This is a genomic window from Streptomyces sp. NPDC050658 (genome assembly GCF_044457025.1).
Lineage (GTDB): Bacteria > Actinomycetota > Actinomycetes > Streptomycetales > Streptomycetaceae > Streptomyces.
Genome location: NZ_JBITGM010000004.1, coordinates 41,535 through 59,792, shown reverse-complemented (window position 1 = coordinate 59,792; position 18,258 = coordinate 41,535). Strand labels below are relative to the sequence as shown.

17 protein-coding genes are annotated in these 18,258 nt (G+C 73.0%); 7 read left to right on the top strand and 10 right to left on the bottom strand.

All coding sequences use genetic code 11. From position 1 onward, the window contains the following. The first annotated feature begins 103 nt into the window (after positions 1-103). The gene (locus ACIBKX_RS15870; RefSeq protein ID WP_363274664.1) at positions 104-1,135 is read left to right on the top strand and encodes a mechanosensitive ion channel family protein; all 1,032 of its coding nucleotides are present in this window, start codon (positions 104-106) and stop codon (positions 1,133-1,135) included. On the opposite strand, the gene ACIBKX_RS15865 is transcribed toward ACIBKX_RS15870, so the two are convergent. The 7 genes from ACIBKX_RS15865 to ACIBKX_RS15835 all read right to left on the bottom strand — a co-directional run bounded on the left by ACIBKX_RS15865 (position 1,132) and on the right by ACIBKX_RS15835 (position 9,618). Beyond that, complete coding sequence (locus ACIBKX_RS15865; RefSeq protein ID WP_363274665.1) at positions 1,132-2,064, bottom strand: glutaminase; 933 nt, start codon at positions 2,062-2,064, stop codon at positions 1,132-1,134. The genes ACIBKX_RS15870 and ACIBKX_RS15865 overlap by 4 nt on opposite strands. 33 nt (positions 2,065-2,097) lie before the next feature. Next, positions 2,098-3,495, bottom strand: a complete 1,398-nt coding sequence (gene aspA, locus ACIBKX_RS15860; RefSeq protein ID WP_363274666.1) for an aspartate ammonia-lyase — start codon at positions 3,493-3,495, stop codon at positions 2,098-2,100. Between the two features lie 46 nt (positions 3,496-3,541). Next, positions 3,542-4,585 (bottom strand): asparaginase, encoded by a 1,044-nt coding sequence (locus ACIBKX_RS15855; protein ID WP_363274667.1) that lies wholly within the window; start codon positions 4,583-4,585, stop codon positions 3,542-3,544. After that, positions 4,582-5,316, bottom strand: a complete 735-nt coding sequence (locus tag ACIBKX_RS15850; RefSeq protein ID WP_363274668.1) for a FadR/GntR family transcriptional regulator — start codon at positions 5,314-5,316, stop codon at positions 4,582-4,584. Before ACIBKX_RS15850 ends, ACIBKX_RS15855 begins: the two co-directional genes overlap by 4 nt. A gap of 97 nt (positions 5,317-5,413) precedes the next feature. Continuing rightward, positions 5,414-6,946 carry an aldehyde dehydrogenase family protein gene (locus tag ACIBKX_RS15845; RefSeq protein WP_363274669.1) on the bottom strand — a complete coding sequence of 511 codons (1,533 nt, stop codon included), beginning with the start codon at positions 6,944-6,946 and terminating at the stop codon, positions 5,414-5,416. Positions 6,947-6,995: 49 nt separating this feature from the next. Then, positions 6,996-8,405, bottom strand: a complete 1,410-nt coding sequence (locus ACIBKX_RS15840; protein ID WP_363274671.1) for a VOC family protein — start codon at positions 8,403-8,405, stop codon at positions 6,996-6,998. A 52-nt stretch (positions 8,406-8,457) separates the two neighbouring features. Beyond that, the gene (locus tag ACIBKX_RS15835; RefSeq protein ID WP_363274747.1) at positions 8,458-9,618 is read right to left on the bottom strand and encodes an FAD-binding oxidoreductase; all 1,161 of its coding nucleotides are present in this window, start codon (positions 9,616-9,618) and stop codon (positions 8,458-8,460) included. A gap of 327 nt (positions 9,619-9,945) precedes the next feature. On the opposite strand from ACIBKX_RS15835, the gene ACIBKX_RS15830 reads away from it, so the two are divergent. Further along, positions 9,946-11,019: an LLM class flavin-dependent oxidoreductase gene (locus ACIBKX_RS15830; protein ID WP_363274673.1), complete on the top strand. Its 1,074-nt coding sequence runs from the start codon at positions 9,946-9,948 to the stop codon at positions 11,017-11,019. Positions 11,020-11,032: 13 nt separating this feature from the next. On the opposite strand, the gene ACIBKX_RS15825 is transcribed toward ACIBKX_RS15830, so the two are convergent. After that, positions 11,033-12,085, bottom strand: a complete 1,053-nt coding sequence (locus ACIBKX_RS15825) for a saccharopine dehydrogenase NADP-binding domain-containing protein (RefSeq protein WP_363274674.1) — start codon at positions 12,083-12,085, stop codon at positions 11,033-11,035. A 112-nt stretch (positions 12,086-12,197) separates the two neighbouring features. Between ACIBKX_RS15825 and ACIBKX_RS15820 the strand changes: the two genes are divergently transcribed. Continuing rightward, positions 12,198-13,163: a helix-turn-helix domain-containing protein gene (locus ACIBKX_RS15820; protein ID WP_363274675.1), complete on the top strand. Its 966-nt coding sequence runs from the start codon at positions 12,198-12,200 to the stop codon at positions 13,161-13,163. Positions 13,164-13,266: 103 nt separating this feature from the next. Here ACIBKX_RS15820 and ACIBKX_RS15815 read toward each other — a convergent pair whose 3' ends face one another. Further along, complete coding sequence (locus ACIBKX_RS15815) at positions 13,267-13,869, bottom strand: TetR/AcrR family transcriptional regulator (protein WP_363274676.1); 603 nt, start codon at positions 13,867-13,869, stop codon at positions 13,267-13,269. Positions 13,870-13,978: 109 nt separating this feature from the next. Here ACIBKX_RS15815 and ACIBKX_RS15810 point away from each other — a divergent pair, with 109 nt between their 5' ends. The 4 genes from ACIBKX_RS15810 to ACIBKX_RS15795 all read left to right on the top strand — a co-directional run bounded on the left by ACIBKX_RS15810 (position 13,979) and on the right by ACIBKX_RS15795 (position 16,094). Further along, positions 13,979-14,500 carry a hypothetical protein gene (locus ACIBKX_RS15810; protein ID WP_363274677.1) on the top strand — a complete coding sequence of 174 codons (522 nt, stop codon included), beginning with the start codon at positions 13,979-13,981 and terminating at the stop codon, positions 14,498-14,500. 171 nt (positions 14,501-14,671) lie between these two features. After that, a complete protein-coding gene (locus tag ACIBKX_RS15805; RefSeq protein WP_363274678.1) occupies positions 14,672-15,064 on the top strand; it encodes a metalloregulator ArsR/SmtB family transcription factor in 393 nt (130 codons plus the stop codon). A gap of 55 nt (positions 15,065-15,119) precedes the next feature. Then, complete coding sequence (locus tag ACIBKX_RS15800) at positions 15,120-15,548, top strand: ATP-binding protein (RefSeq protein ID WP_363274680.1); 429 nt, start codon at positions 15,120-15,122, stop codon at positions 15,546-15,548. A 195-nt stretch (positions 15,549-15,743) separates the two neighbouring features. Next, positions 15,744-16,094, top strand: a complete 351-nt coding sequence (locus ACIBKX_RS15795) for a metalloregulator ArsR/SmtB family transcription factor (RefSeq protein ID WP_363274681.1) — start codon at positions 15,744-15,746, stop codon at positions 16,092-16,094. Between the two features lie 7 nt (positions 16,095-16,101). Here ACIBKX_RS15795 and ACIBKX_RS15790 read toward each other — a convergent pair whose 3' ends face one another. Continuing rightward, positions 16,102-18,099 carry an AAA family ATPase gene (locus tag ACIBKX_RS15790; RefSeq protein WP_363274682.1) on the bottom strand — a complete coding sequence of 666 codons (1,998 nt, stop codon included), beginning with the start codon at positions 18,097-18,099 and terminating at the stop codon, positions 16,102-16,104. Positions 18,100-18,258 lie beyond the last annotated feature (159 nt).

The following is an 18,258-nucleotide window of genomic DNA, read 5'->3' as shown; positions in this document are numbered from 1 at the left end:
CGCCGCTCACACGCGCTCCCTACATCTTTTGACCGGTGTCGAGAACCGCAACTACGTTCGGCGCGCCCGGCAGCACGCCGAACTAGTGAGTGGAGCCTTACCCGTGTCACCCACCGACGCGCCCGCGTCGTCCCTCCTCGCCGAAAGCGCCACCGCAAGCGCCACCGAAAGCGCCACCGGCGGACCGATCGCCGCCCCCGGTTGGCTCGAGGACAACCTCGGCACCGTCATAGGCGTCCCGCTGCGCATCCTCGTGATCGTCGCGGCGGCGATGCTGGTCCGCGCCCTCGCCAAGCGGGCCATCACCCGCGTCGTGGAGCGCATCCTGCAGCCCGCCGACGCGGAGAGCACGCCGCGTCGGTCCGGCCGCGGCCCCGCCGTGCTGCAGCGTGACCCGTCACGGGCCGACGAGCGGCGCGAGCAGCGGGCGCGGACCATCGGCTCGGTGCTCAGCAGCGTCGTCACCGTCGTCATCGCCGTCATGGGCCTGGCCATGATCCTCGACCAGATCGGCATCGCGCTCGGCCCGCTGCTCGCCAGCGCGGGCGTGGTGGGCCTGGCGATCGGCTTCGGCGCCCAGAGCCTGGTCGCGGACTACCTGTCCGGGATGCTCATCATGGTCGAGGACCAGTACGGCGTCGGCGACTCCGTCGACCTCGGGGAAGCCGTCGGCGAGGTCGAACACGTCGGCCTGCGCCTCACCCAGGTCCGCGACATCAACGGCGGCCTGTGGCACATCCGCAACGGCGAGATCCTGCGGGTGCGCAACGACAGCCAGGACTGGGCCCGCGCGGTCCTCGACGTCTCCGTCGCCTACGACACCAACCTGGAGACCGTCTTCGGCGTCCTGGAGGAGACCGGCCACGCCCTGCGCGAGGACCCGGCGTTCAAGGACGTACTCCTGGACGACCCCGAGGTGTGGGGCGTGCAGTCCCTGACCCCCGACGGCGTCGTCGTACGCCTCGTCGTCAAGACCGCCCCGCTCAAGCAGTGGTCGGTCACCCGCGAACTGCGCCGCCGCGTCAAGGATTCCCTAGGCGCCGCGGGCATCGAGATCCCGTTCCCGCAGCGCACGGTGTGGATGCGTACGCAGGACAGCGCGGCGGAGTCCAAGAGCAGGACCGCGGTTTCCTAGAACACCGAAAGGCCCGTCAGCGTCGTGAACCGGTCGAGCGCGGCGACTCCCGCCACGGAGTTGCCGCGCCGGTCGAGGCCGGGACTCCACACACAGAGCGTGCAGCGTCCGGGCACGACGGCGATGATGCCGCCGCCGACACCGCTCTTGCCGGGCAGCCCGACCCGGTAGGCGAAGTCGCCCGCGGCGTCGTACGTGCCGCAGGTCAGCATGATCGCGTTGATCTGCTTGGCCTGGCTGCGGCTGAGCAGCCGGGAGCCGTCGGCGCGGATGCCGTGCCGGGCGAGGAAGCCGGTCGCGAGCGCCAGGTCGGCGCAGGACGCCTCGACGGAGCACTGCCGGAAGTACTGGTCGAGCAGTACCGGCACCGCGTTGTCGATGTTCTCGTACGACGCCATGAGATGGCCGAGCGCGGCATTGCGGTCGCCGTGGGCCGACTCGGAGTCGGCGACCTCCTGATTGATGGCGAGCCCCGCGTTGCCGCTCTCGGCTCGCAGGAAGTCGAGCAGCGTGCCCGCCGCGTCCCCCGTCTGGGTCTGCAGCCGGTCGGTGACGACGAGCGCGCCCGCGTTGATGAACGGATTGCGCGGGATGCCGTTCTCGTACTCCAGCTGCACCAGCGAGTTGAAGGGGTTGCCGGACGGCTCGCGCCCCACGTGTTCCCACAGCGCGTCGCCCTCGCGCGCCAGGTCGAGCGCGAGGGTGAACACCTTGGTGATGGACTGCGTCGAGAACGGCTGCCGCCAGTCGCCCACCCCGTACACCGTGCCGTCCAGCTCCGCGACGGCCATCCCGAAGCGATACGGGTCGCAGGCCGCGAGCGCCGGAATGTACCCGGCGGACCGGCCGCGCCCAGGCGTCTTCTCGATCTCGGCGGCGATGCGGTCCAGGACCGGCTGGAAGGTGAGGGACGAGGTCATGATCGCCATTCTGCTACGGGGCGGGCCGCACCTCATCCGGGCTCAGTCGCCCCGTGCCCCCGCGAGCACCTCGGGCCGCAGCAGCTCGGCCAGCCGCTCCGCCGGCAACAGGCCCTGCTCCAGGACGAGTTCCGCGACGCCGCGCCCGGTGGAGAGGGCCTCCTTGGCGATGGCGGTGGCGGCCTCGTACCCGATGTGGGGGTTCAGGGCGGTCACCAGGCCGATGGAGTTCTCCACCGTCGCCCGCAGCGCCTCCGTGTTGGCCGTGATCCCGGTGACGCAGCGCTCGGCCAGCGTCAGGCAGGCGGCGCGCAGATGCGTGATGCTCTCGGAGAGGGAGTGCAGGATGACGGGCTCGAAGGCGTTCAGCTGGAGCTGGCCGGCCTCCGCGGCCATGGTGATCGTGACGTCGTTGCCGATCACCTCGAAGGCGACCTGGTTGACGACCTCGGGGATCACCGGGTTCACCTTGCCGGGCATGATGCTCGAACCGGCCTGCACCGGCGGCAGGTTGATCTCGCCGAGGCCCGCGCGCGGACCGGACGAGAGCAGCCGCAGATCGTTGCAGCTCTTGGAGAGCTTCACCGCGATCCGCTTCAGCACGCCGGACATCTGGACGAACGCGCCGCAGTCCTGCGTGGCCTCGACCAGATTCGCCGCGGTGACCAGTTCAAGGCCGGTGATGTCCGCCAGATGCCGGCGCGCGGACTCGGCGTACCCGGCGGGTGCGTTGAGACCCGTCCCGATGGCCGTCGCGCCCAGATTGATCTCGTGGATCAGCTCGACGGCCTCGGCGAGCCGGCTGCGGTCCTCGTCGACCATCACCGCGTACGCCGAGAACTCCTGGCCCAGCGTCATCGGCACCGCGTCCTGCAGCTGCGTACGCCCCATCTTCAGGACGTCGCGGAACTCGACGGCCTTGGCGGCGAAGGCGTCCTGCAGCACGGCCATGGCGTCGAGCAGCCCGCGCACCGCGAAGACCGTGGCGATCTTGACGGCCGTCGGGTAGACGTCGTTGGTGGACTGGCCGAGGTTCACGTCCTCGTTGGGGTGCAAGGCCGCGTAGTCGCCCTTGGCGTGCCCGAGCAGTTCGAGCGCGCGGTTCGCGACGACCTCGTTGGCGTTCATGTTGGTCGAGGTCCCGGCCCCGCCCTGGATGACGTCCACGACGAACTGGTCGTGCAGCTTCCCGCCCCGGATCTCCCGGCAGGCGGCGACGATGGCGGCGGCCTTGCGCGGTTCGAGCAGACCGAGGTCCTCGTTGGCGCGGGCGGCGGCCTCCTTGACGGCGGCGAGGGCCTCGATCAGGTGCGGGTAGGCGGAGATCGGCGTCCCGGTGATGGGGAAGTTCTCCGTGGCGCGGAGCGTGTGGACACCCCAGTACGCCTCGGCGGGGACGTCACGGTCGCCGAGCAGGTCGTGCTCGCTGCGGACGGTCATGGTGGTGCGGGTCCTTCTCTTGGGGGGAGTGGGGCGGGGAGCGCGGTCAGGCGTACTCGGGTGTCGCCGCCAGCGGCTCCAGTGCTCGTGCCGGGCGTATCGCGCCGACCACCGCACCGCCGCCGAGCAGGGGCGCCCCGGCGAACTCGGCGAGCGCCGCCGGGTCGACGCCGCAGCGCGCGAGGGCCGCCGCGGTGACCGGGACGCGTGCGCGGTCCGCGCCGTCCGCGATCTTCACGGCGACGGCGCGGCCGTCCGGAAGCGCCGCCACCTGCACCCCTTCGAAGCCGTCCTTGGTGAGCAGCCCCGGCACGGCCCGCATCAGCGCGGCGACGTCGCGGTGCGCGCCCGACACCATCTCGGCGTGCCCGCGCATCGCGTCGGCCACCCGAGCCTCGGGCGTGCCGGACGGGGCCGTGGTGATCCGGGCGGCGGCCCGCGCGAGGCCGTGCAGGGAGACGGAGAACAGCGGCGCCCCGCAGCCGTCGACCGTCACCTGCGCGACGGCCTGCCCGGTGAGGTCCGCCACGGTCTTTGCGATCGTCCGCTGCAACGGATGCGCGGGATCGAGATAGTCGTCGAGGGACCAGCCGCGCAGCAACGCGGTGTAGAGCATCGCCGCGTGCTTGCCCGAGCAGTTCTGCGCCAGCTGCGACGCAGGCCGTCCAGCGCGTATCCACTCGTCGCGGACGACCGGGTCGTACGGCAGATCGGCGATGTTGCGCAGGGCGTCCTCGGGGAGCCCGGCCAGCTCCAGGATGCGCCGGGTGCCCGCGAGGTGCCGCTCCTCGCCGGAGTGGCTGGCCGCGGTCAGCGCGAGCAGCTCGCCGTCCAGCGGCAGACCGGCCCGCAGCAGCGCCACGGCCTGCAGCGGCTTGAGCGCGGAGCGCGGATAGAACGCCGCCTCGATGTCACCGAGCTGGAGATCCACGCTGCCGTCGGCGGCCAGCACCACCACCGAGCCGTAGTGGATGCCCTCGATGACGCCACCGCGTACCAGACGGGCGACGGGCGCGTGCAGCGGCTCACGCACCGCGGGCGCTCCGGCGGGCGAACTCCCGCATACGGAAGGGGTGTTGCTGCGGGTCACGCGTCCTCCACGGACTTGGGTGCCGCGTGCGGGCGCGCCGGGCGCACGATCGCGGTGAGGGTGGTCTCGACGCGGTCGAGATGGTGGGTCATGGCGTCCGTGGCGTCCCGCTCGCTGCCGTCGACGAGAGCCTCGACGATCGCGCGGTGCTCACGGTTGGACTGCTCGCGGCGGCCGCCGAGCTCGTTGAGGAACGCCGACTGGCGGGCCAGCGCGTCCCGGATCTCCTCGATGACACGGCGGAAGACCGGATTCTGGGCGGCCTGCGCGACCGCGAGATGGAAGAGCGTGTCCATGGCGACCCACGCGGTGGTGTCGGTCTCGCGCTCCATCCGCTCCAGGAGATGGGCGAGGTGGTCGAGGTCCTCGGGCGTGCGGCGCGCCGCCGCGTACCCGGCGACGGGGATCTCCACGTGCCGCCGTACTTCGAGGAGGTCGCTGGCCGCGTAGTCGCCGAAGGTGGGGTCCTCGCTCGGCCCGTTCGACACGACGAACGTGCCCTTGCCGGTCCGGGAGACGGTGAGACCCATGGTCTGCAGGGCCCGCAGGGCCTCCCGCAGCACGGGCCTGCTGACCTCCAGGCGACGGCAGAGCTCCGCCTCGGAGGGCAGCTTGTCGCCCACGGCGTACTCGCCGCGCTCGATGGCTGTGCGCAGATGGCCGAGCACCGCTTCCATCGCGCTCACGCGCCGGGGTATCGGACCACCTGTCTGGCTGTCTGACAGGTTCACGGAGGTGATCCTGCGGGGCGAGGGGAGCGGCTGTCAAGCGAGCCGGTGGTCGGCGCCCCCGCCGGCCCGGGCGGCGCCGACCTGCCGCCTGGAGGAACTAGAGGAAGCTCACGTTCTGGGCGAGGGCGAGCCGGCCGGAGTAGTTGACCGTGTTCGTGGCCGGGCGCATATACGCCCGCCACGCGTCGGAGCCGGACTCCCGGCCGCCCCCGGTCTCCTTCTCGCCGCCGAACGCCCCGCCGATCTCCGCACCGGACGTGCCGATGTTCACGTTGGCGATGCCGCAGTCCGAGCCCTCGGCGGACAGGAACACCTCGGCCTCCCGCTGGTCGCGGGTGAAGATGCTGGACGACAGGCCCTGCGGGACGTCGTTGTGCAGGGCGATCGCCTCCTCGAGGGTGTCGTAGGTCAGGACGTACAGCAGGGGCGCGAAGGTCTCCCGGCGTACGACGTCGGTCTGCTCGTCGACACGGACGACGGCCGGTTCGACGTACGCGGCCCCCGGCGCCACGTCCGCGAGCCGCCGGTTCCCGCCGGCGAGCAGCTTGCCGCCCTGCGCCTGCACCTGCCGGAGCGCGTCCTGCATGGTGTCGAGCGCGGCGGGGGAGACCAGCGGCCCGACGAGGGTCGACTCGTCGAACGGGTCGCCGATGGGCAGCTTGCCGTAGGCCGCGGTCAGCCGGGCGACGAGCGTGTCGGCGATGTCGCGGTGCGCGATGAGCCGGCGCAGCGTGGTGCAGCGCTGGCCGGCCGTGCCCGCCGCCGCGAAGACGATGCCCTGTACGGCGAGTTCGAGGTCCGCCGACGGCGCGACGACCGCCGCGTTGTTGCCGCCGAGTTCGAGCAGGCTCCGTCCGAAGCGGGCCGCGACGCGCGGGCCGACCTCGCGGCCCATGCGGGTGGACCCGGTGGCACTGATCAGCGCGACGCGGGCATCGTCCACGAGCCGCTCGCCGACAGTGCGGTCACCGAGGAGCAGCCGGTGCACGTCACGGGGAGCGCCGACCTCGTCGGCGGCACGGGCCAGCAGGTGGTCGCAGGCCAGCGAGATCAGCGGGGTCAGCTCGGACGGCTTCCAGACCACGGTGTCGCCGCAGGCGAGCGCCACCGCCGTGTTCCACGACCACACGGCGGCAGGGAAGTTGAACGCGGAGATCACCCCGACCACGCCCAGCGGATGCCAGGTCTCGGCGAGCCGGTGCCCCGGCCGCTCGGAGGCGATGGTGCGGCCGTAGAGCTGCCGGGAGAGACCCACCGCGAAATCGCAGATGTCGATCATCTCCTGGACCTCGCCGAGCGCCTCGGAACGGATCTTCCCCGCCTCGACGGTGATGAGCTCGGCCAGATCGCTCTTGTGGTCGCGGAGCAACTCACCCAGGCGGCGCACGAGTTCACCCCGGCGCGGGGCCGGGGTCGTACGCCATGTGAGGAACGCCTCGCGGGCGGCGGCGATCGCGGCCTCCGTGCCGGCGGCGGTCGTCGCCGCGAGCCCGAAGAGGTCCTCGCCGGTGACGGGCGTCCGGGCTGCGAGACCGGTGCCGTCCGGGACGGTGGCGCCGACGCGCTCCAGGCTCGCACGGGCGCGGGCACGCAGCTCGTCGGTGCTGGGCAGGGTGGTGGTGCCGGTCATGATGCTCCCTGGGTGAGGTGTGCGGGTGGGTTCGCGCTGGGCGGAGAGGTCAACCGAGGTCGGGCGTGCGGCCGAACTCGCCGTTCAGGCCCAGCGCGTCGGCGACCCCGGCGAGCGAATCCCGCTGCTGCCGCGCGTACAGCGCGTACGGATCGACGACCTCGCGGTCGACGGCCCCGGAGAGCCAGTCGCTGTCGTACGCGGCGCCCTCCTCGGCTGTGTTCCGGGAGCCCTCGCCGCTGAGGTTGGACTGGAAGATGCCGGCGGCGGAGCGCGGCAGGAAGTCCTCGTAGACGACGGGTTCGGCACGCACCCAGCCCAGGCGGAGCAACTCCCCGATGGTGGTGGGCGGTTGGGTGCCGTCGCGCGGACGATCGGGTACGAGACGGTAGGTGAAGCAGGCCAGTCGCCGCTCGGCGAGTTCGGTCTCGGTGCCGGGTATGTGCTCGGCCCACAGCGCGCGGGCGAGCTCCCCGCGGTCCGCCGTGGGGTGACGGGCGGCCTCTTCGTCGACGCGGGCGAGCAGGCGGTCGTAGAGGGCGCGGCCGGCGGGGGTGAGGGCGATGCCGCGCGCCTCGACCTCCCCGAAGCGCACGCGCAGCGCGCCGCGGGTGACGGTGCCGTCGGCCAGTCGCAGGACGCGGGGTTCGGCGAGGGCGCGGAACGACGTCTGGCGGAGCAGCAGGTCGGGGCCCTTCCAGCGGGGCGGGCCCTGGATGGTGTCGATCATCTCGACGCCGCGTTCCGTCATCTGCCGGTACAGCTCGTCGATGTCCAGGACGCGCGGGGTGAGGTGGTTGATGTGGGTGGAGCGGACGCCGCCGATGTCCGCGGCGACCGCCGAGACCCGCTCCAGCTCCTCGTACCAGACCTTGTCGATGGGATCGGCGGACAACTCGAAGGCCTCGACGGCGAGTTCGAGGAACCGCTCGGCCTCGGCGTCGGGCAGCCCGCCCTCGGCCCCGGCCCGGTCGGCGAGGGCGAGCAGCTCCGGCGGGAACAGCTCACGCCCGGCGAGGAACGCCTCCAGCCGGGAGCGCAGTTCTGCGTCGAAGAAACGCGGGTCCGCGGTCGTCAGCAGGGAGGTGAAGACACGGAAGGGATTGCGCGCCAACTCCCCGGCGTCGACCGGCCGGAAGGCGGTCGACACCACCGGAACCGCGCTCGCGGCGGCCTCCCGCAGGTCGTAGAAGCCGACGGGGTGCATGCCCAACGCCCCAAAGATCCGGGCGACTTGGCGCAGCTCGGCGGGCGTGCCGACGCGGATGGCGCCGTGCCGTTCCGCGGTGACGCGGTCGATCGAGCCGAGCCGCTCGGCGTCGGCGCCCCGCGCGCGCAGGACGTCCTCGTTCACCGCGTGCGAGACGTCCACGAGCGTCGTGTACGCGGGGACCTCCTGCCCGTACATCCTCGAGAGCCGCAGGGCGAAGGCGGCCCGCAGCCGCCATTGGCTGATCACGGCAAGGTCTTCCTCTCAGGTGGCGAGTGCAGGTCGGGGGAGTTCGTGGGGTTCACACGACATGGGCCTCGGGGCGGATCACCGCCCCCGCCCGGAAGCGATCGGCGCTCAGCGGCGCGATGCCGACGCACGGCTCGCGCTCCAGGCACAGATCGCGCACGATCTCGCCGACGGCCGGGGCCTGGAGGAACCCATGCCCCGAAAACCCGGTGGCGTAAAGGAAGTTGGGCCGCTCTCCGGAGCGGCCGATGAGCGCGTTGTGGTCCGGGGTGATCTCATAGAGTCCGGCCCAGCCGCCGGTGACCGGCATCGTGGCGAGCGCGGGGGCGCGACGGCGTACGACTTCGCGGAACAGGCCCAGCCACTGCGTGGTCCACGTCGTGTCGAAGCCGTCGGGCTGTGCGGGGTCCGCGAGGCCGAACAGCAGCCCGTCGTCGCTGTTGTGGAAGTACGCCGACGACGTGAAGTCGATGGTGAAGGGAATGCGCGGGGCGGCGGGCGAAAGCCGCTGCGTGAAGGCGAGTTGGCGCCGCACGGGCCGCACCGGCAGGACGACACCGGCCATGGCGCCGATCCGCGCGGACCACGCGCCCGCCGCACAGATCACGATGGTGCAGGAGACGGCGCCCCGGTCGGTGTGCACGGCGGTGACACGGTCGCCGCAGGTGTCCATGCCGGTCACGCGCGTATGCGTGGCGAACCGCACGCCCGCCCGCGCGGCGGCGTCCGCGTACCCGTGCACGACCAGACCGGGGCGGGCGTGGCCGTCGGTGGGGGAGTGCACGGCGGCGACGAGACCGTCGGTGCTCACATAGGGGCACAGGCGGCGCGCCTCGGCGGCGTCGATCATCCGGCTCGGCACGCCCAGGCCGTTCTGCAGCCGGACGCTCTCCGCGAAGTCGGCGGCCTGCCGGTCGCACGTGAGCAGGAAGAGATAGCCCACGGTGTCCAGGCGGATGTCGGCGCCGGGCCGGCGCGGGAAGTCCCGGAAGGCGTGCAGGCTCCGGCGGCCGAGCTCGATGTTGAGCGGGTCGGAGAAGTGGGCGCGGACACCGCCGATCGGCTTGCCGGAACTGCCGCAGGCGAGTTCGCCGCGCTCGACGACGAGGATGTCGCGCACCCCCGCCTCGGCGAGATGGAACGCGATGGAGGCGCCCATCACGCCACCACCGACGATCACGACATCGACGGCCGGTGGGAGGGAGCGGAACACGCTCGGCGGGGTCGAGCGGAACACGGTCGGTGCGGTGGGCGTACGTGACGACGAGGACAAGAGGCCGATCCCTTCCAGCGGCCTGCGCCCGGAAGGTGAGCCCGAAGAGGCGTCGGTTCGCGGGTGCGGCATGGTCCGTCAGTGACGTGCGGGACATCGAGCAACCAGCTGTCCGTCATCGTGACGCACCCCGACCGCCGGCGTCCATGAACCGTTCCCGGATCGGATCCGCTCGTGTACGCCTTCTGCGGCCCCCGGGGGACGCGTACGGTGACTCCGACGCGACGACGGCCCCGAAACCGTCGATGGCAGCGCCCTGGAGGTCCGATGCGAGCAGGCGTCGTGGTGGCCGCGCGACCCGGTGTCGAGGAACTCGCGGTACACGCAGAGGAGTTGGGGCTGCACAGCTTCTGGGTCCAGGACACCCCGATGGTCCACGGCGACCCCTTCGTCGCCCTGAGCCTGTGCGCGAAGGCCACCCGCCGCATCAGACTCGGCATCGGCGTGACCTCGGCGGCGCTGCGCTCGGCCCCGGCCGCGGCGAGCGGGTTCGCCAGCCTCAACGCCCTCGCGCCGGGCCGGATCATCTGCGGGATCGGCACCGGCAACACCGCCCGGCGCACCCTGGGCATGACGCCGACGACGGTGGCCGCGATGGAGCACTTCACCGCGGCGGTGCAGGATCTGTGCGCCGGACGTGGGACCGAGTACCGGGAGGGCGACCGGGTGCGCGATGTCCGGTTCCTGCACACCGGGGCGCAGGTGAACACGGCCGATCCGATCGAGTTCGTCGTGGCCGCCCTGCACGGGCCCAAGTCCGCCGAGGCAGCGGGGCGCAGGGCCGCCGGCCTCATCTCCTACGGACTGCTCGAACCCACCGCCTGGCGCGCCCTGCACGACGCCCGTCGGGCCGCCGCCCACGGCAGCACGTCCGGCTCCGGCCACCGCGCGGACTCCTACCTGGTCACCGCGCTCCACCTGCTGCACGAGAACGAGTCGCCCACCGGTGACGCGGCCCGGGACGCTACAGGGCACATCGTCCTGTCGCTCCTGGCCTTCGCCGCCGACATCCCCGCCGTCGCCGAGCGACTCGGCCCCGACGAACGCGAGGCGGTGCGCCGGTTCCTCGACCGACGGGGAACCACCGCCACCGCGCCGGACCGGTACACCAAGCTCTATCCCGGCTACCTCGGCCGCATCGCACCGCAGGACCGTGACCTGGTGCTGCCCTCACTGATGAACGCCGTGGCCCTGGTCGGCACCCGCGACGAGCTCCTCACCCGCGTCTCTGCCCTGGAACGGGCGGGCGTCGACGAACTCGTCGTCCAGCCGGTGGTCGACCCGCCCGCGGAGCTGGCCCGCGTCGCGGAACTCCTGAAAGAGTCGCCGACCATGACCTAGACGACCTGCCCGGCTATCGGCGCACGTCGACGGAGATGTGCGGGGCGAGGGCACGCAGGAAGTCGGCCGCGTCGAACAGCGCACCGGCCGATGTGACGCCGACCGCTCCCGTGGTGACGCCGACCGTTCCCGTCCGCCCGTCGAGGATCCGGTCCACCGCCTCCACCGCGAGCGGCGCCGTGACCGCGTAGATGTCCTGGCCCCGTGCCACGGCCCGCCGTTCGGAGCCGCCGGACCGTACGACGACGTCCACCAGGAACGTCTGCGCGGACCGACCGTTCGCGTCGACCGGTGTCGGCGCCGGAGTGTCCGGGGCGGCCAGGTCGCCCGCCGCCTCGGCCGTCATGTACGTGGTCACCTCGGGGACGGAGAGATGGCTGGGGATGGTCACCACATCGGCCATGGTGAACTCGCCGAGGACGGCCCGGCTGCCCAGCGGTTCGGGGAAGGGCCACTCCAGGGCGGGCAACGCGTCGTCGTGGTACTCCAGTTGCCCCTTCGTGAAGCGGACCCGCCGTCCGCCGCGGCGCTGCCCCGACACCCTGCCCGCGGCGCGCGTGCCGTCCGTGGGGTGCCAGCTGTTCAGTCCGTACGCGATGTGCGCCTCGTCGGCCTCCGTCCAGTCGCCCATCGCCGCCGTGGCAAGGAGATCGCCGAGGGCGCCGAAGAACGCCATCGCCGGCAGGACCACCGCTCCGGCGGCGCGGGCACGCTCGCCGAAGTGCGCGAACGTGTCGACGTTGGCCTCGACTTCGGCCGCCACGTCCACATACGGGATACCGGCCCGCAGCGCGGCCTCGATCACGGGGGCCGCCGTCACGGCGAACGGACCCGCGCAGTTGATCACCGCCGCCGTACCGGCGAGCGCCCGGTCGAGGGACTCCGGGTCGTCGACCGAGGCCGGTCTGACGTCGGGACCGGCGTACGACCGCGCCAGCGCCCCCAGTTTGGCCGCGTCCCGCCCCGAGAGCACCGGGACGAACCCGCGCTCCCTCAGGTGCGCCACCACGAACCGCCCGGTGTGCCCGTACGCGCCGTACACCGCCACCTTGTGCCCCGCTGCCATGACTTGTCTCCCCACGCCCGACGTTCCCGAACTGATCGACTCCGGGAATCATGGCGCGGCCGGGCGCCCCGCGGTGAGTGTCCGGAACGACATGCCCCGTACAGTTCCGGACATGAGAACTGTCGCGCTGGCCGTCGCCGACGGGATGCTGCACTTCGAACTCTCCGTGGCCCACGAGGTGTTCGGGCCCGCACCGGCCGCCGTGCCGGGGCCCTGGTACGACCTGGAGGTCTGCGGCACGGACGCCGTGCGGTTCGGGCGGTTCCGTCTGGAGCCGGACCACGGGCTCGACCGGCTCCGGCACGCGGACACCGTGATCGTGCCCGGCTGGACGGACGTCGACGTGGAGCCGCCCGCCGCCCTCGTCGACGCGGTGCGCGCGGCCCACGAGGCGGGCGCGCGCGTGGCCTCGCTCTGCACGGGCGCCTTCGTCCTCGCCGCGGCCGGACTGCTCGACGGGCGGCGCGCGACCACGCACTGGGCCCACACGGACGCACTGGCCGCCCGCTTCCCGGCGACGGAGGTCGACCCGGACGTGCTGTACGTGGACAACGGCAGCGTGCTCACCTCGGCGGGCAAGGCCGCGGCCATGGACCTGTGTCTGCACCTCGTCCGCCTCGACCACGGCTCGGCGGTGGCCAACTCCGTGGCCCGCCGGCTCGTCGTACCGCCCCACCGGGCAGGCGGCCAGGCCCAGTTCGTCACCGCCCCGGTACCCGCCCGCGACGACCATCCGCTCGCCGCGCTGTTCCCCTGGGTGATCGAGCGGCTCGACCGGCCGCTGGCCGTGGAGGACCTGGCGCGCCGGGCGGGGATGAGCTCACGCCAGCTGACCCGGCACTTCCGGGCGACGACCGGCACGACGCCCCTGCAGTGGCTGCTCACCCAACGCATCCGCAGGGCCCAGGAGTTGCTGGAGCGGACCGACGACGGAGTCGACGCCATCGCGAGGGCCACCGGCATGGGCACCGCCACGACACTGCGCCGCCACTTCAACCGTACGGTCGGCGTGCCCCCGGACAGCTACCGCCGCACCTTCCGCACGCGGTCCCGGACACCCGCCGGGGCGCGCGGCTAGGGCCTGTCCGGCGGATCTGGCCGACTGCTGTGGGCGGTGCCTTGTCTCTGCAGATGCCCGTGCCAGGCCGCCGCGGCCCCAGGCAAGATCCGCCGGACAGGCCCTAGGCGCCGCCGTCCCCCGGCGTGCGGTCGAGCAGCAGGTCGGCGGCGCGGGCGAGGACCTGGGCGCGGGTGCGCTCGCCATGGTCGGCGGCGAGGAAGTGCCCGCCGATCGCCGCGCAGAAGGCGAGCAGGCTGCGGGCCTCGACCTCGTCCGGGTCGGCGCAGAAGGTGCCGATCATCTCGCGCAGCAGCTCCATGCGCCGGTTGTCGACCCGGCGCAGCCGCTCGGCCACCGACGCGTCGTTCCGCGCCCAGGCCCGGACCGCGAGGTCGATGGGGAGCAGCCGGTCGTCGGAGAAGGTCAGCATGCCCGCCCGGTGGATCTTGGTCTTCGGGTCGCCGCCCTCTTCCTCGACGCGGTCGATCACGTCGTCCGTGCTCTCCCGCTCCCACGCGTCCAGGATCGCCTCGAGGAGCGCGCCCCGGTCGGCGAAGTAGCCGTAGAAGCCGCCCTTGGTGACGCCGAGCCGCTTCGCGAGTGCCTCGACGCGTACGGCGTCGGGACCGCCCTCGGCCAGTGCCCGCAGGCCCTCCTCGATCCAGCGGTCACGCGGCGTGCGGACGGCGCCCACGATGTGCCTCACCTCACTTCTCGACCTCATATACGTCACCGTATAGAAGAGCTAACGTTGATCTATACGCTACCGTATACGTGAACGGAGACAACGAGATGACCATCGGCTTTGTCACCTTCCACCACCTCCCGTCCCGATGAGCGGGGCGAAGGGGTCCGCGGGGGCGGCGCGCGTACAGGGAACGGTGGGGCTGCGTCCGCTCCCGGAGTCGTATCGCGCCCTCAGCTCACTGGGGACGATCCACTACGTCGACCGCTTCACCTGCGCCACGGACATCGAGGCGACGCCGGAGGAGTGGGCCCGGGCGATGTTCGGCGACGTGCCCAGCGCCGCCGAGACGTTCATCTGGCGCGGACTGCTGGGCATCCGGCTCAGCCGGGGGCGCTCGGCGCAGACCGTCGCCGGCTGGCGGATCACCGGACGCGGCGCCGACTGGATCCGGCTCGAGGCCGCCTCCTGGTTCCTGACCGGCAACCTCGTCGTGCGGGCCGCGGACGGCGAGCTGTCGCTCGGCACGTTCCTGCGCTACGACCGGCGCCTGGCCCACTGGGTGTGGCCCCCGCTGTCCGCGATCCACCGCCGGCTGGCGCCCGGGCTGTTCCAGGAGGCGCAGGCCAGGGTCCGCGAGCGTCGGCGCGGGGCGGCCACGCCTTCCTGACCACGCTCGACCTGAGCTGCGTCGGGCGGAGCTCGGTGCCCGGCCCGATGCCGGCGGGGCGGTCCTTCGTCTCCGCCGGCATCGGGCTTCTCGCTGAATTGCGAAATTTTGCAATTCATTAGATGGTGTGGAGCCTGTGCTCGTCTGCGTGAAGGCCGGGGGAGAAGGTTCGTGTCGGTTCCGCTGTATCAGGCCAAGGCCGAGTTCTTCCGGATGCTCGGTCATCCCGTGCGGATACGAGTCCTCGAGCTGCTGCAGGACGGGCCCGCCCCGGTCCGCGAACTCCTCGCCGAGATCGCCGTCGAGCCCTCCGCACTCTCCCAGCAGCTGGCCGTGTTGCGCCGCTCCGGCATCGTGACCTCGCGGCGGGAGGGCTCGACGGTCGTCTACGCGCTCGCGGGCGGCGACGTCGCCGATCTGATGCGGGCCGCGCGGCGGATCCTCACCGAGATGCTGGCGGGACGGAACGAGATCCTGGCCGAGCTGCGCGGGGCGGAAGACGGGGCCGAGGTCGGGGCGGAAGACGGGGCCGAGCGCGGCGTCATGGCGGTGGCGGCCAGTTGAGCACCGCGAGTCCCACTCCCGTGCGCGGCTTCCGGCTCTCCCGCGCGGAGGCCTGATGCCGTTGACCGAGATGCCGGCGCTGCCCTACCGGCACGTGCTGACCCTGCCGACCATGCCCTCCGCCGTACGCCTGGCGCGCGAGACCGCCGAACAGGCGCTCGCCGAATGGGGCGTGAACCACAGCCACCCGACCGTCGATCCGGCGCTGCTGATACTCGCCGAGCTGGTCACCAACAGCGTCCGGCACGCCGCCGAGGTCTCCCCGCAGGTCACCGTGGTCTTCGCGGCGAGCCCGGACACCTTCGCCTTCGGGGTCCACGACCGCCACCCCTACCAGCCCGCCCTCTACGGCACCCGCGCCCACAGCGGGGGCGGTGGACTCGGCACGGTCGTCGAACTCGTCCTCGGACTCGGCGGCACCGCCGTCGTACGGGGCGACGCGGACGGCGGCGGCAAGAGCATCTGGATCACCCTGCCGCTGTAGCGGGCCCGCCTCCCGAACGGCGGCCGACGCGGGCGTTCGCAGGCGCAGGGGCGAAGATGGGCCCATGCAGATTTCTGGGCGGATGCGACGGGCGGCGCGGCGGGCGGAGCGACGGCCGATTCGACGGGCCGGGCACACGCGGCGGCCGGCCGGGTGGCTGCCGGGCCCCGACGGGGTCGGCGGGAGGCCGCTGCGGTGAGCACGCCCCTGTACCAACTCAAGGCCGAGTTCTTCAAGACGCTGGGCCACCCCGCACGCATCCGGGTGCTCGAACTGCTCAGCGTGCGCGAGCACGCCGTGGCGGAGATGCTGCCCGAGGTCGGCATCGAACCCGCGCACCTGTCCCAGCAACTGGCCGTGCTGCGCCGCGCCAACCTGGTGGTGACCCGCAAGGAGGGCTCCAACGTCTACTACTCGCTGACCACCCCGCACGTGGCGGAGCTGCTGCGGGTGGCCCGCACCATCCTGTCCGGCGTCCTCACCAACCAGGCCGAACTCCTCGCCGACCTGCGGGCCGCGTCCAGCGAACCGAAACCACCCGCCTGACCCGACGTCACCCGGTCACACCCGCCGGGAGAGGAGCGGCCACGGCGTTCGCCGCGTGCGGCAGCGGAATGAGCGGCGGATGGACGCGCGGGGGCAGGCCGGCCTCGATGTCGGCGACCAACTGCCGCAGCGCGGCCCGGACATGGGGCATGGGAACCCCGTACGCGAGCGCGGCGAGAGTGCGCTGCGCGCGGCGCCGGGCGCGACCGGGGCGGCCGGCGCTGTAGTCGACGTACGCGGCGGCATAACGGGCCACGGCGCAGGCCCAGGCGTCGCCCTGGATGCCGGGCCGGGCCAGGGCGCGCCGTGCGGTGCGGCGCGCGGCGCGGGGCGCGTGGGCGGCCTGGGCCACCGCGAGGGCGGCCAGGCTCAGGGCGGGGGAGGGGCCGCCGGGCGCGTGGGCCGGGATGACGCGGGCCGCCTCGTGGAAGAACTCGACCGCCGTGCGCGGCTCGTCGGCGTACAGACAGAGCATGCCCTGGACATGGGCGATCCGGCCGACGGTCGCGTCGTCGCCCGCGAGCACGGCCGCCGTCCAGGCCGCGCCGAGCAGCGTACGGCCGGCCTCGGGATCGCCGGGCGCGCAGAGCCAGGCCGCGAGCCACCGGGCACGCGTCACCAGAGGGCTGTCCGAGGCGCAGTGCGGCAGCAGGTGCAGCAGCAGATCGCGGCCCTCCTCGGTACGGCCGTGTACCGCCCACCAGAACCAGAGGTTGACGACCGTCTCCAGGGCCATTTCGTCGTCGTCGGCTGCGGACAGCGCATGGCGCAGCGCCGCGTCGATCTCCTCCTGCTCCTCCTGGACCAGCTCGAAGGCCTGGGCCTGGCAGCCGGAGGTCCACAAGTTCTCGGCGACCAGGGCCACTTGACGGCAGTGCGCCGCACGCCGCCGCACCGCCGCCGCGAACTCGCCCGCCGCCTGCAGCCGTTCGGCGCCGAAGTCGCGGGCCGCCCGCACCATCCGGTAGCGGGGCTGCCGCACCCCGCCCGGGTCCCGGACCGTCTCCAGGACGCCCGTCGCGGCGAGTTCGGCCAGACAGGCGGGGACGTCCTGTGCCCGGACGTCCCCGCCCGAGCACAGGAACACCGCAGACGCCTCGTTGAAGGCGCCGGCGAACGTGCTGGCGCGGGCCCACACGGTCCGCGTCTCCCGCGTGCACAGCTCCAGGCCCGCGTCCAGCGCGTCCCGCAGCGACCGGTGCCGCCGCTCCGGCGTCGGCCCACCGGTCAGCCAGCACTGGTCGTGCCGCAGCATCGTGGCCAGCACGCCCACCGGAAGGTGCGCCAACTGCCGTGCGGCCAGCTCGATCGCGAGGGGCAGCCCCTCCAGCGTGCGGCAGATCTCCTGTACGGCACGCAACTCGTCCTCGGCCGCGCCGAAACCGTCCACCACGGCCCGGGCCCGGCCGAGGAACAGCTCGACCGCCGGAGAGTGGGCCCGCGCTCCGGGCACCGCACCCGCGCCCAGCGGCTCCAGACGCAGCACCTGCTCCTCGCCGAGCCCCAGCGCCCGCCGGGACGTCACCAGGACGCGCAGTTCCGGCAGGGCCATCAGGAGCAGCTGCACCAGGCCCGCGCACTGCGCATGGGCCGGGTCGATGTCGTCGAGGAAGAGCAGTGTGTCCGCGACGGGCCGGCGGCGCAGCGCGGCGACGACATCGGCCGCCGTCCGGCTCCGCGCCGACCGGCCGCTCACCGCGCGGCGACGCGTCCGGGGCGCGGCCGCAGCCTGGCACACGGCCTCGGCGAGCGTCCCGGGTGCGGCGGGCCCGAGGCCCCGCCAGCGCACATGGATCACACGCCGCCAGGGCCCCGCCGCCGACTGGGCCGTCACACCGGCGAGCAGGCTCTTGCCGACCCCCGCGCGACCGGTCACCGTCACCAGGCGATGCCGTGCCGTCAGCTCGGCGAGGGCGGCCAGTTCCCCGTCCCGGCCGACCGGGTCGTACGGGCTCCCGCTGGGCTGCGCGGCGGGCGCGGGGGCCTTGCCGACGTGCTTGGACACGTTCACTACCTTCCACGTCTCGGTGCGGCGGGCGGATTGCAGAACCGTCACTGCTGCGCCGTCACGGCAACCCCAACGCCCGCACGGGCCCCTGGTGCCGCCGGGCCGACGCGGATCACACGGGGCGACGACATGTCGAACGTACGACCGTTGGATTCT

Excerpts from the sequence above, each read along its gene's own strand:
- ACIBKX_RS15865 (WP_363274665.1), bottom strand. The coding sequence starts at position 2,064 with ATGGCGATCATGACCTCGTCCCTCACCTTCCAGCCGGTCCTGGACCGC.
- aspA (WP_363274666.1), bottom strand. The coding sequence starts at position 3,495 with ATGACCGTCCGCAGCGAGCACGACCTGCTCGGCGACCGTGACGTCCCC.
- ACIBKX_RS15845 (WP_363274669.1), bottom strand. The coding sequence starts at position 6,946 with ATGACCGGCACCACCACCCTGCCCAGCACCGACGAGCTGCGTGCCCGC.
- ACIBKX_RS15830 (WP_363274673.1), top strand. The coding sequence starts at position 9,946 with ATGCGAGCAGGCGTCGTGGTGGCCGCGCGACCCGGTGTCGAGGAACTC.
- ACIBKX_RS15825 (WP_363274674.1), bottom strand. The coding sequence starts at position 12,085 with ATGGCAGCGGGGCACAAGGTGGCGGTGTACGGCGCGTACGGGCACACC.
- ACIBKX_RS15820 (WP_363274675.1), top strand. The coding sequence starts at position 12,198 with ATGAGAACTGTCGCGCTGGCCGTCGCCGACGGGATGCTGCACTTCGAA.
- ACIBKX_RS15815 (WP_363274676.1), bottom strand. The coding sequence starts at position 13,869 with ATGAGGTCGAGAAGTGAGGTGAGGCACATCGTGGGCGCCGTCCGCACG.
- ACIBKX_RS15810 (WP_363274677.1), top strand. The coding sequence starts at position 13,979 with ATGAGCGGGGCGAAGGGGTCCGCGGGGGCGGCGCGCGTACAGGGAACG.
- ACIBKX_RS15800 (WP_363274680.1), top strand. The coding sequence starts at position 15,120 with ATGCCGTTGACCGAGATGCCGGCGCTGCCCTACCGGCACGTGCTGACC.